The 13,862-nt window shown below is 61.2% G+C and carries 13 protein-coding genes and 1 pseudogene; 13 read left to right on the top strand and 1 reads right to left on the bottom strand.

The window, feature by feature from the left end:
- Window positions 1–13 precede the first annotated feature (13 nt).
- The 4 genes from AB2N04_RS16395 (at window position 14) to AB2N04_RS16380 (ending at window position 4,886) form a co-directional block, all read left to right on the top strand.
- Window positions 14–1,423, top strand: coding sequence for a hypothetical protein (locus tag AB2N04_RS16395; RefSeq protein ID WP_367715589.1), 1,410 nt, complete (start codon window positions 14–16; stop codon window positions 1,421–1,423).
- Window positions 1,420–2,628 (top strand): polysaccharide pyruvyl transferase family protein, encoded by a 1,209-nt coding sequence (locus AB2N04_RS16390; protein WP_367715587.1) that lies wholly within the window; start codon window positions 1,420–1,422, stop codon window positions 2,626–2,628. Before AB2N04_RS16395 ends, AB2N04_RS16390 begins: the two co-directional genes overlap by 4 nt.
- A 288-nt stretch (window positions 2,629–2,916) precedes the next feature.
- Entirely contained in the window at window positions 2,917–3,660 is a 744-nt protein-coding gene (locus AB2N04_RS16385) for a Crp/Fnr family transcriptional regulator (RefSeq protein ID WP_367715585.1), read from the top strand.
- Between the two features lie 467 nt (window positions 3,661–4,127).
- Window positions 4,128–4,886: a LuxR C-terminal-related transcriptional regulator gene (locus AB2N04_RS16380; RefSeq protein ID WP_367715583.1), complete on the top strand. Its 759-nt coding sequence runs from the start codon at window positions 4,128–4,130 to the stop codon at window positions 4,884–4,886.
- A 75-nt stretch (window positions 4,887–4,961) separates the two neighbouring features.
- Here the strand turns inward: AB2N04_RS16380 and AB2N04_RS16375 are convergent, their stop codons facing one another.
- Window positions 4,962–5,330 carry a cupin domain-containing protein gene (locus AB2N04_RS16375; RefSeq protein ID WP_367715582.1) on the bottom strand — a complete coding sequence of 123 codons (369 nt, stop codon included), beginning with the start codon at window positions 5,328–5,330 and terminating at the stop codon, window positions 4,962–4,964.
- Between the two features lie 114 nt (window positions 5,331–5,444).
- Between AB2N04_RS16375 and AB2N04_RS16370 the strand changes: the two genes are divergently transcribed.
- From AB2N04_RS16370 to AB2N04_RS16330, 9 genes and pseudogenes are all read left to right on the top strand, one after another.
- Complete coding sequence (locus AB2N04_RS16370; protein ID WP_367715580.1) at window positions 5,445–6,455, top strand: BMP family ABC transporter substrate-binding protein; 1,011 nt, start codon at window positions 5,445–5,447, stop codon at window positions 6,453–6,455.
- 22 nt (window positions 6,456–6,477) lie between these two features.
- Window positions 6,478–8,013: an ABC transporter ATP-binding protein gene (locus AB2N04_RS16365; protein ID WP_367715578.1), complete on the top strand. Its 1,536-nt coding sequence runs from the start codon at window positions 6,478–6,480 to the stop codon at window positions 8,011–8,013.
- Complete coding sequence (locus AB2N04_RS16360) at window positions 8,010–9,071, top strand: ABC transporter permease (RefSeq protein ID WP_367715576.1); 1,062 nt, start codon at window positions 8,010–8,012, stop codon at window positions 9,069–9,071. Before AB2N04_RS16365 ends, AB2N04_RS16360 begins: the two co-directional genes overlap by 4 nt.
- Window positions 9,064–9,978: an ABC transporter permease gene (locus AB2N04_RS16355; RefSeq protein WP_367715574.1), complete on the top strand. Its 915-nt coding sequence runs from the start codon at window positions 9,064–9,066 to the stop codon at window positions 9,976–9,978. Before AB2N04_RS16360 ends, AB2N04_RS16355 begins: the two co-directional genes overlap by 8 nt.
- A pseudogene (locus AB2N04_RS16350) lies at window positions 9,939–10,907 on the top strand (amidohydrolase family protein); the annotation flags it as partial. The gene AB2N04_RS16355 and the pseudogene AB2N04_RS16350, both read left to right, overlap by 40 nt.
- Before the next feature lie 97 nt (window positions 10,908–11,004).
- Window positions 11,005–11,295 (top strand): amidohydrolase family protein, encoded by a 291-nt coding sequence (locus AB2N04_RS16345; RefSeq protein WP_367718840.1) that lies wholly within the window; start codon window positions 11,005–11,007, stop codon window positions 11,293–11,295.
- A gap of 23 nt (window positions 11,296–11,318) precedes the next feature.
- Window positions 11,319–12,155: a purine-nucleoside phosphorylase gene (locus tag AB2N04_RS16340; RefSeq protein ID WP_367718839.1), complete on the top strand. Its 837-nt coding sequence runs from the start codon at window positions 11,319–11,321 to the stop codon at window positions 12,153–12,155.
- Window positions 12,156–12,157: 2 nt separating this feature from the next.
- Window positions 12,158–12,940, top strand: coding sequence for an SDR family NAD(P)-dependent oxidoreductase (locus AB2N04_RS16335; protein WP_367715572.1), 783 nt, complete (start codon window positions 12,158–12,160; stop codon window positions 12,938–12,940).
- A gap of 82 nt (window positions 12,941–13,022) precedes the next feature.
- Window positions 13,023–13,790 (top strand): SDR family NAD(P)-dependent oxidoreductase, encoded by a 768-nt coding sequence (locus tag AB2N04_RS16330; protein ID WP_367715570.1) that lies wholly within the window; start codon window positions 13,023–13,025, stop codon window positions 13,788–13,790.
- The last annotated feature ends 72 nt before the right edge of the window (window positions 13,791–13,862 follow it).

The following is a 13,862-nucleotide window of genomic DNA, read 5'->3' as shown; positions in this document are numbered from 1 at the left end:
GGCGAGGCGCATCATGCGCATCGAGTTGCTGGGTTTTTTATCGTTGATTCTGGGGGCGGTCGTGCTTGTGTCACCGCCTCGGCTGGCCTTTTATGTCATCGTTGTCTCGACACTTTTTGGCGCTGCAGCCGCATTTGCAGTGCCAGGTCTCGGCGGTGCTTCGATTCTCGTTCCCAGTCTCCTGCTCGCCTTTTATTGCCTGCGTTTATTCATGGCGTTTGGCGAGAAGCCTGTTTTTTCGGCGGTGTCTTCGGCATCACCCGGCATCTGGTTGCTGCTGCTCACGGTTTATGGGGTGTTTTCGGCTCTTTTTCTGCCCCGTCTGATGGAGGGCGTGACGGAAACGATGATCGTGCTGCGATCCTCCGTCGGCCATCGCATCATCGATCTCACGCCATTGTCATTCTCCAGCAACAACATCACCCAGACGATCTATGCGCTGGGGGGGCTCTTCTGCTTTGCTTTCACCTATGCCTATCTCAAATGCGGTGGCACCGCGCGCGACGTGGTCAACGCGATGCTGTTTCTTGGCGTCGTCAATCTCGTCTTTGCGCTTCTCGACGTGGTGACGTATCGAACCGGTACGGCTCATTTTCTGGATTTCATTCGCACCGCCAATTATGCCCTCTTGACCGGGTCTGAGAAGGCTGGGTTCAAACGGATATCCGGTACGTTTCCCGAAGCCTCGGCCTTTGCCGGCTTCACCATCGTTCTGTTTGCCTTCACGGCCAGCCTCTGGATCGACCGTATGCGCAGGATGGCAACCGGCCTGATTGCCTGTCTGCTTTTTCTGGCGCTCCTTCTGTCAACCTCCACGACGGCGCTGCTCAGCCTTGCCATGGTGATGGTCTTTCTGTTCTGGCGGGCACTGCCGGCGACCTATGGAAAGCATGCCACCGGTCTGCCTGCCGCCATTGCGCTGGCACTTCTTGCCGTGCCGCTGTGCGTCACGCTGGTCCTCGTGCTGATGCCCGAATTTGCCAGGTCCGTGCAGGCGTTTCTGGATGAGACGCTTTATTCAAAGATCAACAGCCACTCTGCGCGTGAGCGCATGCAATGGAATGCTGTGGCTTTTCAGGTCTTTCTGGATACGTGGGGATGGGGAGCGGGGCTGGGTAGCGCACGCGCCTCGAGCTATGCGCTCGTGCTTCTGTCCAATGTCGGATTGATCGGCACTCTGCTGTTCACCCTTTTTGTCGGAAACACGCTGATGATGAAAAGCACCGGCGGGGTTCTGGAGCACACGACGATGCGGGCGGCCAAGGCGGGTGTGTTCGCGGGGCTGTGCGAAGCGATGATTTCAGGAACGGTCTACGATCTGGGACTTCTCTTTTTCGTTCTGTCGGGCAGCGCTGCCGCACTGCGTCAAGGTGCTGCTGAGAGAAAACGTTTCTCGCCGGTGGGAGTGGGGGCGGTGCAATGAAGATCGTCATCTTCAATGTTCGATACAGCCCCAATCTGGGGGACGGAATTCTGGCCGAATGCCTTGAACGACAACTGGGGATCGCGCTGCCGGGTGCTCGGATCGAAACCGTGGATCTGGCAGGTCGCACGGCCTACGGGGCTCAGGATGCCCGTCGTTCGCAAGCCTTGCGCCTACTGCAGACCATGCCTCCGCCCATCCGCCGGATGGTGGTGGAGCGCGCGATCGGATCGAGACTGGCAGTGCTTCGCACTCTCTGGCGGCGCAAGATCTCCCGGGCCGATGCGGTGATTATCGGAGGCGGCAATCTCTTCCAGGATGATGATCTGAACTTCCCGTTGAAGATCGCGCAGGTCCTGGAACTGTGCCGGGAGGAACAACGTCCTGTCGGCATTTTTGCGGTCGGTGTCAGCCGCGCCTGGTCGCGGCGGGCTGCCAACCTGTTCGGGCGGCTGCAAGCCTGCGACGTCTTTCATGTCTCGGTACGGGACGATGGTGCGATGCACAATTGGAGAATGCATTTCAGCGAGGGCCCCGAGGCCTCGATTGCCCCCGATCCCGCGCTCACACTGGCAGGGCGTGCGCATCGGGGGAGGCATCGGGAGCGTCCGGTGGTCGGGCTTTGTGTCACGCATCCCCTGGTCCTGCAGCGACACGGGGGCGGGGCCGGGAGAGGACATCTGCTTGGCACGATGGATGGATACCGCGCTCTGGCAGAAGGGCTTGTGGATGCGGGCTGTGATGTTTTGTTCTTCACCAATGGTGCGGTGGAAGATGCTTCCTTTCTGGATCGCATCCGGCACCGGATGTCGGCCTTTGCCTCCCGGAATCCGGGGCGGTGCACGTTTGCGCCGAGGCCGGTTGCTCCCCGCGAGCTGGTCGCACTTGTCAGCAGTCTCGATGCCATGGCCGGTCATCGGCTGCACGCCTGTATTTCGGCCTATGCGCTCAATGTTCCGCCCGTGGGCATAGGCTGGGATCAGAAAGTGGAATCGTTCTTTCGCCTGGTCGGGCGTGAACCCTTTTTCGTTTCCGCGCACACAGGAAGCGTGCGCGATATCCGAGAGTGCGTTCTCGCTGCGGTCGAAACCGGGCTCGACAGTGAACGGCGCCGACAGTGCATGCAAGCCGCTGCCGGCTCCATTGTCCGGCTGGCCGACAGCCTGAGTGTGAGAATTGAGGAGCGCAATGGACAACCCGCATGATGCTTCGAGCCGAAAGTCAGGGGAGATGAATGGAAGACATGCAACACCGATGTTGCGGTGGTTTGCTTATGGCGGATAACATACCGACAGATTGGCTCGTGTACCCCTGGTTCGTGGCGATTAGCGTCAATCGGTTGAGGTATGGTGCGCCGGGGGCGGGTTGCGAGAGAGGCCGGATCCTGTCTGACAGCCGATTCAGAAGAGGGCGTTCCATGTCTGATGCAAAGTCTGATGCAAATGCAATATCCGCGTGTTTCCCAGTACCGAAAGCGCGAATAGCGGGGTAGCATGTCGGTTCCGCTTACCGAAAATTACAGGGAAATCCTGCACTATCTCGAAGCTGAGACGGCTCGTGGTTTGTTTGGACATGATGCAGGCAAGACAAACCACACCGGCTTGCGCAAGCGCATCTATGCCAGTGGTGACACCATCGCGGACATGGATGGACAGAAACGCGTTGTCATGCTGGTGGTTTCGGGCTGGGTTTCCAACGGTAAGGAACTGGAAGACGGGACGCGTACCGTGATCGACTTTTCCCTGACGGGTGACATCATCACCGTCGGGAGCACAGAGTGGGCGAGGGAAGAGGTGCGGGCTCTGTCGGCGGTTACCGTTTTCGAGTTGCCCGGAGCGATTTACGAGAACCTGTCGACCTATCCCCGCCATGTCCGGGAATTCATTCTCAAGGGAATGGCGCGGCGATACGCGCGCGTGGCCGAGCATTTCGTCAACATCAGCCGGCGGGGTGCCTTCGAGCGCGTTGCCAATCTGCTGCTTGAACTGTCATTCCGGGTTGGCGGTCACCAGGAAGACGGAGCGAACTCCTTTGCCTGTCCGCTCACCCAGATTGATCTGAGCGATGCGCTTGGTCTTTCGGTGGTGCATGTCAATCGAGTGCTGAGAAAACTGCGGGAGGGCGGCTACGTGACTTTCCGCGGCGGGGTGGTGGCCTTTCAAAACCGACCCGGGCTGATTGAAGCAACCGGGTTCGACAGCTCGTATCTGGCTCTTGCCAAGCCGGTACACACATAACTATTTCGAAGTAACGACAATAATCTTGAAAATGTTTGGGCTTCACGGACCTGGGATGCTTGCCGGCGTGGGACCGGAGGCTGTCGTGTCACATTGAGGAAGGGGGGGCTTTTCAAATCCTTGAATTCATTGGATTTGGAAGACCTGATGGGTGCTTGGCGCGATCCATTTCAAGTAGATTTATCAACTTGAAATAGGTTTTCACGACATACGCAATCTGTAACGAATACTCTCCAGTTGTAATCATTTTGGATTATCATTGCTCCGACATGATCCATGTTAATGCAAATTATCCTTAAATGTGAGGATAATAAATTTCCAAGTGATAGTCCTGTTGGGGCCTCTTGTATTGAGGCATTCCGCCGTTTGTGCAATCGGCGGGCGGGTAGGGGCGTACATAACAAACAAGCACGCGTTTCTTCCATATCACTAGGTTCGACTTGTGTAAGAGTTGGGGAGCATGTGTTGTGGAACAGGCAAAATTAGGTCACGACAGCAATCTGCGCACCATGGTGGATCCAGCCGAAGGCGCGCTGGCCGTATCAGGCAATGAGGACTGGGAGACGATCGAAAATGATGCTGAGCGTGAAATCGTTCTCTTGATCGACCCAAGGGTGCTGGACCGCGAGTGTCTGGCACGAAGTCTCGAAACCCAGAATTCTTCTCTTGAAATCATCGCGGTCGGTTCTGCCGAAGAGTGGCACAGGATTGCCGACGGGAGGGAGCCCGAAGCCGTCCTTCTGATCGCCGGTAGCCGCAAGATCACCGATCAGGGAATCTGCGCTGAAATTCACGCTCTGGCCGAGGAGTTCAGCCAGCACCCGGTTGTCGTCATTGCCGACACGGATGATCTGGGGCAGATACTCAAGGCGCTGGAGGCCGGCGCCAGGGGATATATTCCAAGCAATGTGGGAGTCGGCGTGGCTGCGGAGGCCATCCTTCTGGCGAGAGCCGGTGGCGTGTTCGTACCGGCCAGCGGTGTCCTGGCAATGCGCGACGTGATCAATTCCAACAGCAGCCGTGTCGTCGGTCTCGGGAATCTCTTCACGGCGCGTGAGGCCGAGGTTGCAGAGGCGCTTCGGCGCGGCAAGGCCAACAAGATCATCGCCTATGAGCTTCAACTGTGCGAAAGCACCGTGAAAGTGCACATTCGAAACATCATGAAGAAGCTCAATGCGACCAACAGAACCGAGGTCGCCTACAAGATCCGAGAAATGCAATCGTGAGCCTCTTTGCGCGCCGGCGCGCGCGCGAGAAGGCATCGCGTTAAACTCCGGCTGGCCGAGTGGCCGGCTGTTTTCTTATTCTTCGAGATTGACATAGGTTTCGGGGCGAAACCGGGGCGTGCAGAGGCAGTAAAACTCCAGCTCGCCCGGACCGGTATTCGTGATGCGCTGGGCCGCGCCGGGCTGGATGATCGCCTGATCGCCCGCTTGCATCGTCTGGCGCTCGCCATCGATCTCGATAATGCCGCTTCCCTTGCGGATCACATATCGTTCGCAGATTCCGTCGAGATGGTGAAGCTGCGTGGTCACTCCCGCCTCGACCCTGGCGATCGCAAGCGAGGTTTCCGGCGAAGCCGGCGTGTTCATCAACTCGGTGATGTAACAGCGTTCCTCTGTCCAGAACTCGTCCGCATTGCTGTTTTCGACAAACCATAACGGTAACATTTTAGGACCTCTTTCATTCGTCCTTCCACAATGATCAACTCGACTGACAATTGTCAAAGAGCTGTCCGTGCGTCAGTATGCATGCGACTAAAGACCAAACAGGGAGTAATGGTCATGAGGGGATTGAGAACTTGGCTGGCGGCGGGACTTCTTGCAACAACGGCCTTTGCAATGCCGGCTTCCGCGGCGGATAAATTCTTCGTCTATGTCTCTCCCGATCAGATCGGCGTGAATGCGTTCCTGAAGCTTGGCCAGGCGGGCATCGAAGAGGCGGGCGAGAAATACGGTGCCGATGTGGAAACCTATGAAAGCCGCACGGCGGCCGACCGTCTTGAAAACGTCAACGCCGCCGTCAACGAGGGCGCCGACATCGTGGTGCTGCTGGGCTTCGAGTTCAACGACATCGTCAAGCAGGTCGCACCCACCGCACCCGACACGCAGTTCCTGATCGTCGACCAGTGCATCGACGACCGGCCTGATAACGTTCACTGCGCGGTCTTCCGCGAATATGAGGCGAGCTATCTCGTCGGTGTCGCCGCCGGCATGCTGACGCAGAGCAACAAGGTCGGCGTGGTCGGCGCGCTCGATATTCCCTTCCTGCACCGCTACACGGACGCCTATGCCGATGGCGTCAAATCGGTGAATGCCGACGCCTCTGTCGACATTCGCTGGGTGGGTGGCGAAAATCCGTTTGCCGACCCGGTGCGCGCCAAGGAACAGGCCGTGGCCATGAACGCTGCCGGCGCCGACCAGATCTTTACGGCCACATCGGGCGGTGATTTCGGCGTCTTCGAGGCGGCGAAGGAAAAGGATTTCGACGTCTATTCCGTCGACGTGAACCAGTGCCCCAATGCGCCTGGCCACGTGGTCGATGTCACGCTGAAGCGCGTCGACAACGCCATGGTACAGGCCATTGGTGCAATCCTCGAAGGCGAGAAGAAACTCACCATGGCGCTCGGCCTCAAGGAAGGTGGCGTGTCGACCATCGCGCTCGAGGAAGACGAACTGGCCGACAGCGGTTGCCTGATTGCCGATCATCCGGAGGTGGCGGCCAAGATGCGTGAGGTTGCAGGGCAGATCGAGGACGGCTTGCTGACGCTCGAAGACCCGATGTTCGCCAAGTAAGCGCGCCAGAGCAGCACGCATCATGCGCATCGACCTGCAGGACGTCACCGTCCGCTTTGGCCCGGTCACGGCCGTGGACAATGTTTCGCTCGGCATCAAGCCGGGCGAAATCCACGCGCTTCTGGGCGAAAACGGCGCCGGAAAATCCACCCTCATGAACGCGCTGTTCGGTCTGGTCACGCCGGAAAGCGGCACGATCAGACTTGATGGCGAGACGCGCCACTGGGCTTCGCCGCAGGATGCCATCGCCCATGGGTTGGGCATGGTGCATCAGCACTTCATGCTGCAGGAAGAGATGACGGTGCTGGAAAACATCGTCTTGTGCGCAGAGCCGGTGGGCCGCTTCGGCTTTGTGGATTTCTCCCGCGCCCGTTCCCGCCTTGATGAAATCGCAAAAACCCACGGTGTCGCCATCGATCTCGACCGACGCGTCGGCCGTCTCTCGGTCGGCGAACGGCAGGCGGTGGAGATCCTCAAAGTGCTTTACCGCGAGGCCGAAGTCCTGATTCTGGATGAGCCGACCGCCGTGCTGACCCCGCAGGAGAAGGACCGTCTTTTCGCAACGCTCAAGAGTTTTCGCGAGGCGGGCAAGGCGATTGTCCTGATCACCCACAAGCTCGATGAGGTGATGGAAATCGCCGACCGGGTGAGCGTGATGCGGGCAGGGCGTCTTGTCGCGTCCACGACGCTTGCGGAAACCTCGAAGGACGAGATCGCCCGCGGCATTGTCGGCGGCGATCTGCCGGCGGCCAGAACCCGCAAGGCGCTCAGCCCCGGCGAAACGGTGCTCGCAGTCGAAGCCCTCACCGTTGCGCGGCGCGGCCGCGATGTCGGTCCCGTTTCGTTCGAACTGCGGGCAGGCGAGATCGTCGGCATTGCCGGTGTCAGCGGCAATGGCCAGGCAGAGCTCATCCGTGCGCTGACAGGCCTGGAGCAAACGCATTCCGGCAACATCACCCTGTGCGGCAATGAAATCGAGAAACTGGATGTGGAGGCGCGCCGGCAGACCGGCATGAGTTACATCCCCGAAGACCGGCAGCGCATGGGGCTCGCCCTTCGCGCCTCCGTCAGCGAAAACGCGAATGCGGGCCGCGACGATGCGGGCGCTTTCACCGCCGGCCCGTTCCTGAAACACGGGGCCATGGCCCAATATGCGCGCTCCCTGATCGAGCGCTACCGCATTCGCGTGGCCGGTCCGCGCGCTTCCGCCTCCACCATGTCGGGCGGCAACAAGCAGAAGCTTGTCGTCGGGCGCGAACTTTCGCGCAACACGCCGCTGGTGATTGCCGAAAATCCCACTTGGGGCGTCGATATCGGCGCCATCGATTTCATCCATGGCGAGTTGATGCGCATGCGCGATGCGGGTCACGCCATTCTTCTGGTCTCCACCGAGCTCGACGAGGTGATCGCTTTGTCCGACCGCATTCTGGTCATGTATGACGGCGCCATCGCCGGTGAGGTCGATGGCGGCGAGGCGAGCCGAGAGCGTGTTGGCGCCCTGATGACCTCGCGCGCCGCCGATGCGCTGGGCGCGGCTTCCCCAGGAGCTGCGGCATGATGGCTTTCGATGCCGGCAGGGCCACTCGCAGCGCGCTGCCATGGCTCTTCACCTTCCTGTGGATCGCCGCGATCACTCTGGCGCTGCTGCTTTTCGTCGGCGCGCCGGTGGGCGAAGCTCTTTCGGGCTTCTGGAACGGCGCGTTCGGTGGGCGCAGAAGTGCCTATCTGATGGCGACCCTCAGCCGCTCGGCCCTCATTGTCGGCATGGCGCTTTCGGTCATGCTGAGCTTTCGCGCCGGCCTGTTCAACATTGGTGGCGAGGGGCAGCTTGTCGCCGGCGGGCTGGTGGCAGCCCTCGTCGCCGTTCTGATGCCGGGGCCGCCGTTGCTTGTGCTGGTCGTTGCGATCATCGCTGCCATGCTGGCCGGCGCCTTGTGGGCGCTGCTTGCCGGCGTGCTCCAGCTTTTCATGGGCGTGCCGCTGCTTGTCGGCTCGCTCCTCCTCAACTATCCGATCCGCTACATCGCCTCCTATCTGGTGGCCCATCCTTACCGCGACGTGCAGTCGGGCATGGTGCAGTCGCATCTCGTGCCGCAGGAAACCTGGTTTGCCTATTTCCCGGGAACGCGGCTCGATATCGGCATTCTCTTCACGGCCGTGGCGGCAGCCTTTGCGCTGATCTACAGCTACTGGACCGTCCACGGCTATCACACGCGGCTCAACGGTCTTTCGCCCGATTTCGCCCGCACGGTCGGCCTGCCGGTGCGAAGGCTCACACTGCAGACGCTGGCGCTCAGCGGTGCCATTGCCGGCATGGTTGGTGCAATCGCCGTGTTCGGCATTCACCACCGCTATATCGACGGCATGCTGGTGCAGCCGCTCTATGCGTGGACGGGCATCATCGCGGTGCTGCTGGTTGGCATGGTGCCGTGGGCGGTGCCGATCTCCGGCTTCTTCTTTGCTGCCGTCCAGACGGGGGCTGCCGGCATGGAGCGGGCGGCCGGCGTTCCCAAGGAGATCGCGCTGGTGGTGCAGGCGGTCATCATCCTTTTCGTGGCAAGCCGCGTTTCCGGCGCGTTGACGGCATCGAGGAACGATGGAGACGGCCATGTTTGAGCTGATCGCCGATCCCTCCTTCGCCGCCTCCATTCCGCGCTTTGTCACGCCCATTCTTCTGGCCGCCCTTGGGGGCGCGCTGTGCGAGCGGGCCGGTGTCTTCAACATCGCGCTGGAAGGCTTTTTGCTCGTGGGCGCTTTCGCGGCGGTGCTGGGGGCCTATTTCTCCGGCACGCCCTATATCGGCGCGTTGACGGCCATGGTGGCCGGCATGGCGCTTGGTGTTGTCTTTGCCGAGTTTAATGTGCGGCGCGGCGGCGATTCCATCGTCGTTTCCATCGCCATCAACCTTCTGGCAGCCGGTCTCACCACCTTCTTCCTGCGCGCCATTTTCGATGTCACGGGCGCTTTCAGCGATCCGGCGATTGCCGGCTTTTCGCCCATCCGCCTGCCCTTCATAGAAGATGTGCCGCTCCTTGGCCCGATCCTGAGCGGCCAGTCTCTGCCCTTCTATCTGGCGCTTCTCAGCGTTCCGTTCCTGCATGTGTTTCTCGCCCGTCACCGCCTTGGCCTGCGCATTCGCGCCGCGGGTGAAAATCCTCAGGCGCTTCGGGCGGGCGGTGTCAGCCCAAAGCGTGTCCAGCTTCTGGCGCTCATTGCATGCGGCGCGCTCTGCGGTCTGGGCGGGGCGCAGCTCTCCATCGCCAATGTCAATCTCTTCGTTGAGAACATGAGCGCCGGGCGCGGCTGGATTGCAGTTGTCGCGGTGCTGTTGACCCGTGGCCGCCCGTGGCCGCTCTTCTTCATCGCGCTCCTGTTCGGTGCCGTCGACAGCCTGTCCTTCCGGGTGCAGGGTCTTGGGCTTGCCCAGCAGTTCACCGACATGATGCCGTATCTGGCGACCCTTATCGTGCTGGTTGCCCTGTCATGGTGGCGGGCAAGACGCGCAAGAGGAGATGCTTCATGACCGTCGATCTGGTTGTCAAAAACACCATTGTCGTGACCTGCGACGAAGCGCAAACCGTGATCCGAGATGGCGGCGTTGTGGTCTCAAATGGCCGGATTACGCAGGTCGGAGAAAACGCAGCGCTTGAACAGGCGGTAGAGAAAGCCCGCAATGTGATCGATGGCAACGGGCACATCCTGATGCCGGGGCTGATCAACAGCCATTGCCATGCCGCAGACAGCCTGTTTCGCGGCCTGGTGGAGGATCTGCCGCTGGAGCCCTGGCTTCAGAAGGTGTGGACCGCCGAAGGCGCGATCCTCAATCCCGATACCTCGCATCTCGGCAGCCTTCTGGGCTTTTCCGAACTGCTTCTTTCCGGTGTCACCAGCACGATGGACATGTTCTGGTATCCGGTGGAAACGGTTCGCGCCGCGCGCGAAGTGGGCATGCGGGTGTCGACAGGGGGCATCTTCTTCGACGGTCCGGGAGTGGACGGGGCAACGCTCGATGACCGCATTGCCAGCGCCGAGGCCTTCTTTGAAGCGTTTGCGGGTGCAGACGATGTCTTCCCGGCAACCATGCCCCACGGAGCCTATACGGTGGGGCCGGAAAACCTGAAGACGGCAAAGGACATCACGGACAAACACGGTGGGCTCTTCAGCACGCATGCGGCGGAAACCAAGGCCGAACAGGCCGATGTGGAAGGGCGCTACGGCAGTTCGGTGGTCCGCCATCTCGATCATCTGGATCTGCTCGACGAACGCACCACGCTCGCCCATTGCGTTCATCTGGACGATGAGGAAATCGCCATACTGGCGCGGACGGGCACGACCGTCTCGCACAACCCCATGTCCAACCTGAAGCTCGCCTCCGGCATTGCCCGCATACCCGACATGCTGGCCGCCGGTGTCCATGTCGCACTTGGCACCGATGGCGCGATCAGCGGCAATGATCTCGACATGTGGATGGCGCTGAGGCTGGCCGCCACGCTGCACAAGGGGGCGAGCCAGCGGGGCCGACGCCGTCTCCACCCATCAGGCACTGGCCATGGCGACACGCGCGGGCGCGCGGTCGCTGGGCGCAGCCGACAGGCTGGGCAGTCTCGAAAAAGGCAGGCTCGCCGACATGATCCTGATCGACGTGAAGCGCCCGCATGCGGTGCCGATGTTCGATCCCGTCACCCATCTCGTTTATTCCACCGCCAAATCCGACGTGCGCCATGTGTTCGTCGGCGGCGAGCAGGTGGTGCGCGATGGCGTGCTCACCCGTCACTCGATCGACGACACGCTGGACGCAGTGGCAGAGCTTGCGCCGCGCATCGCCGCCACCGTGGCCTGACACTAAAACCCTGGGAGAATGAAATGAGCGAAAGCCAGCTCGCGCGTCTTGAGCGCGCCCATGCATCAATCGCCACGCGGGCAGGGGCGCCCGCACCCATCGCCATCATGCTGGGCTCGGGGCTCGGCCAGCTTGCCGACCGGGTGGAGGATGCGGTCACGATCCCTTACGGAGAGGTCGAGGGCTTTCCGGTCTCCACCGCACCCGGCCACAAGGGCGCTTTCGTGATCGGCAATCTGGAAGGCCAGCGCGTGGTCATGATGCAGGGCCGGCTGCATCTTTATGAAGGCTGGGCGCCGCGCGACATCGCGCTTGCCGTCTATCTGCTCAAGCGCCTGGGTGCCGAAACGCTGATCGTGACCAATGCCGCCGGCTCGCTCAATCCCGATTACGACCCCGGAGACGTGATGCTCATCGAGGATCACATGAACTTCACGGGGCTGAACCCGCTGGTCGGCCCCAATGACGATGAGATCGGCCTGCGCTTTCCCGACATGTCGCGCGCCTATGATCCAGACCTGCTCGCCATGGCGAAGAAGGCGGCGGATGCGGCTGGTATTGCCGTGCGGCAGGGCATCTATGCGGGCGTTCTGGGACCGTCCCTCGAAACCTCGGCGGAGCGCCGCTATTACCGCGCTTCCGGCTCGGATGCCGTCGGCATGTCGACGGTCACCGAGGTGATTGCCGCCGGCCACGCATCGCTGCCCGTCATCGGGCTTTCGGCCATCACCAACAAGGCAACCGGCGGGCCGGACCAGCAGCCCGACACGATCGAAGAGGTGTTTGCCAATGCCGAGATTGCCGGTGGCAAAATCGAGGCGATCCTCGCCGAGCTTCTGCCCAATCTGAAAGGAGCCTGATCATGGCTGCAACCATCCCAACCGTCGCATCCCTGCTTGATCTCACCGGTCGCACGGTCATCGTCACCGGCGCCAGCGGCGGCATTGGTGGCGGCATTGCACGGCGGCTGCATGAAGCGGGCGCAAATGTGGTGTGCCACTACAATGGCAACAAAGGCGCCGCCGAGGCGCTTGCCGGCGAACTTGGCGCGCGGGCTATAGCTGCCGGCGGTGACCTGTCGAAGGAAGTCGGTGCGGCCTCTCTCATGAAAGCGGCGCTTGAAAAATTCGGCGCTGTTCACGGCGTGGTCAACAATGCCGGCTTCCAGCCCGTCGAGGCCTTGCGGGAGATCGACGAAGGGGGCTGGGCGCAGATGATGGCGATCAACACCGGCGCTCCGTTTCTCCTGACGCGGGCTTTTGCCGACCATGTCGAGGCGCGCGGCGGCGGTGGCGCGGTCGTGAACATCGCCTCCATCGAAGGGCATCAGCCGGCTCCCGGCCATGCCCATTATGCGGCCTCCAAGGCCGCGCTTTTGATGTTCACCAAGGCGGCGGCACTGGAGCTTGGCGGGCTTGGCGTTCGCGTCAACTCCGTCTCGCCCGGCCTGATCCACCGCGACGGCATCGAGGAAGGATGGCCCGAAGGCGTGAACCGCTGGAAGGAGGCGGCACCGCTTGGCCGGCTCGGCCAGCCGGAGGATATTGGTGATGCCGCGCTCTTCCTTCTCTCGGAAGCTTCGCGCTGGGTGAGCGGCACGAACATCACGGTCGATGGCGGCATCAGCGCCCGGTCGACCTGGTGAAATTCAAATCTGAAAACAGGCAATTACAACAAAAAGCGGAATCGCTTCGTAAAGCGGCTTCCGGCAAGGAAATGGGGCTCAAATGAAGGCACTAGAAGGCAAGGTCATTGCGGTAACCGGGGCAGCCGGCGGTATTGGCCGAGGCATCGCTCAGGCGATCATCGAGGCGGGCGGGCGCGTGGCGCTGCTCGATCTGCCGGGACCAAAACTCGAAGCGGCCGTCAGGGATCTTGGCGGCGAACCGAATGTCATGGCGGCTGCAAGCGACGTCACGGACAGCGACAGCATGGAGGCCGCATTCAACGAGGTGGTCTCCCGCATGGACCGCCTGGACGGGCTCGTCAACAATGCCGGCGTGGTGCGGCTCGGACCTGCCGATAAACTGACCGGAGACGACATCGATCTCGAAATGGCGGTCAATGTGAAGGGCGTTCTTCTCGCCTCGCAGGCAGCCGCGCGCCATATGGAAAAGGGCGGTGCGATCGTCAACATCGCGTCGAATGCCGGGAAGGTCGGCTATCCCAACATGGCCGGCTACAACGCCTCCAAGGCAGCGGTGATCAACCTCACCCGCTCGCTCTCGCTCGAATGGGCAGCGCGCGGGATCAACGTCAATGCCGTGTGCCCGGGCGGCGTGGCAACCGACATGCTCAAGACCGTGGCGGACTTCATCGTCGGCGGCGATGCGGCGAAGTCGGAAGAGATGATGAAACAGATGGTTCCCGCTCAGCTTGGCCGTCACATCCAGCCGGTCGAGGTGGGGCGTGTGATTGTCTTTCTGTTGTCGGATGCGGCGACGATCATTCGCGGTCAGTCCATCACGATCGATGGTGGCGACACGCCTTATTGATGTAAAAAACCGCCGCTTTGGTTAGTGCCAAAGCGGCGGTTCTCGGTTTTCCGGAAAATGTCCGATTTTTCC

It is taken from the genome of Nitratireductor sp. GISD-1A_MAKvit (assembly GCF_040819555.1).
In the GTDB taxonomy this organism is placed as follows: Bacteria; Pseudomonadota; Alphaproteobacteria; order Rhizobiales; family Rhizobiaceae; genus Nitratireductor.
The sequence above is the reverse complement of the archived record's forward strand: the minus strand, read 5'-3'. Positions and strand labels throughout refer to the sequence as shown.

Excerpts from the sequence above, each read along its gene's own strand:
- AB2N04_RS16395 (WP_367715589.1), top strand. The coding sequence starts at position 14 with ATGCGCATCGAGTTGCTGGGTTTTTTATCGTTGATTCTGGGGGCGGTC.
- AB2N04_RS16390 (WP_367715587.1), top strand. The coding sequence starts at position 1,420 with ATGAAGATCGTCATCTTCAATGTTCGATACAGCCCCAATCTGGGGGAC.
- AB2N04_RS16385 (WP_367715585.1), top strand. The coding sequence starts at position 2,917 with ATGTCGGTTCCGCTTACCGAAAATTACAGGGAAATCCTGCACTATCTC.
- AB2N04_RS16375 (WP_367715582.1), bottom strand. The coding sequence starts at position 5,330 with ATGTTACCGTTATGGTTTGTCGAAAACAGCAATGCGGACGAGTTCTGG.
- AB2N04_RS16370 (WP_367715580.1), top strand. The coding sequence starts at position 5,445 with ATGAGGGGATTGAGAACTTGGCTGGCGGCGGGACTTCTTGCAACAACG.
- AB2N04_RS16365 (WP_367715578.1), top strand. The coding sequence starts at position 6,478 with ATGCGCATCGACCTGCAGGACGTCACCGTCCGCTTTGGCCCGGTCACG.
- AB2N04_RS16360 (WP_367715576.1), top strand. The coding sequence starts at position 8,010 with ATGATGGCTTTCGATGCCGGCAGGGCCACTCGCAGCGCGCTGCCATGG.
- AB2N04_RS16355 (WP_367715574.1), top strand. The coding sequence starts at position 9,064 with ATGTTTGAGCTGATCGCCGATCCCTCCTTCGCCGCCTCCATTCCGCGC.
- AB2N04_RS16345 (WP_367718840.1), top strand. The coding sequence starts at position 11,005 with ATGGCGACACGCGCGGGCGCGCGGTCGCTGGGCGCAGCCGACAGGCTG.
- AB2N04_RS16340 (WP_367718839.1), top strand. The coding sequence starts at position 11,319 with ATGAGCGAAAGCCAGCTCGCGCGTCTTGAGCGCGCCCATGCATCAATC.
- AB2N04_RS16335 (WP_367715572.1), top strand. The coding sequence starts at position 12,158 with ATGGCTGCAACCATCCCAACCGTCGCATCCCTGCTTGATCTCACCGGT.
- AB2N04_RS16330 (WP_367715570.1), top strand. The coding sequence starts at position 13,023 with ATGAAGGCACTAGAAGGCAAGGTCATTGCGGTAACCGGGGCAGCCGGC.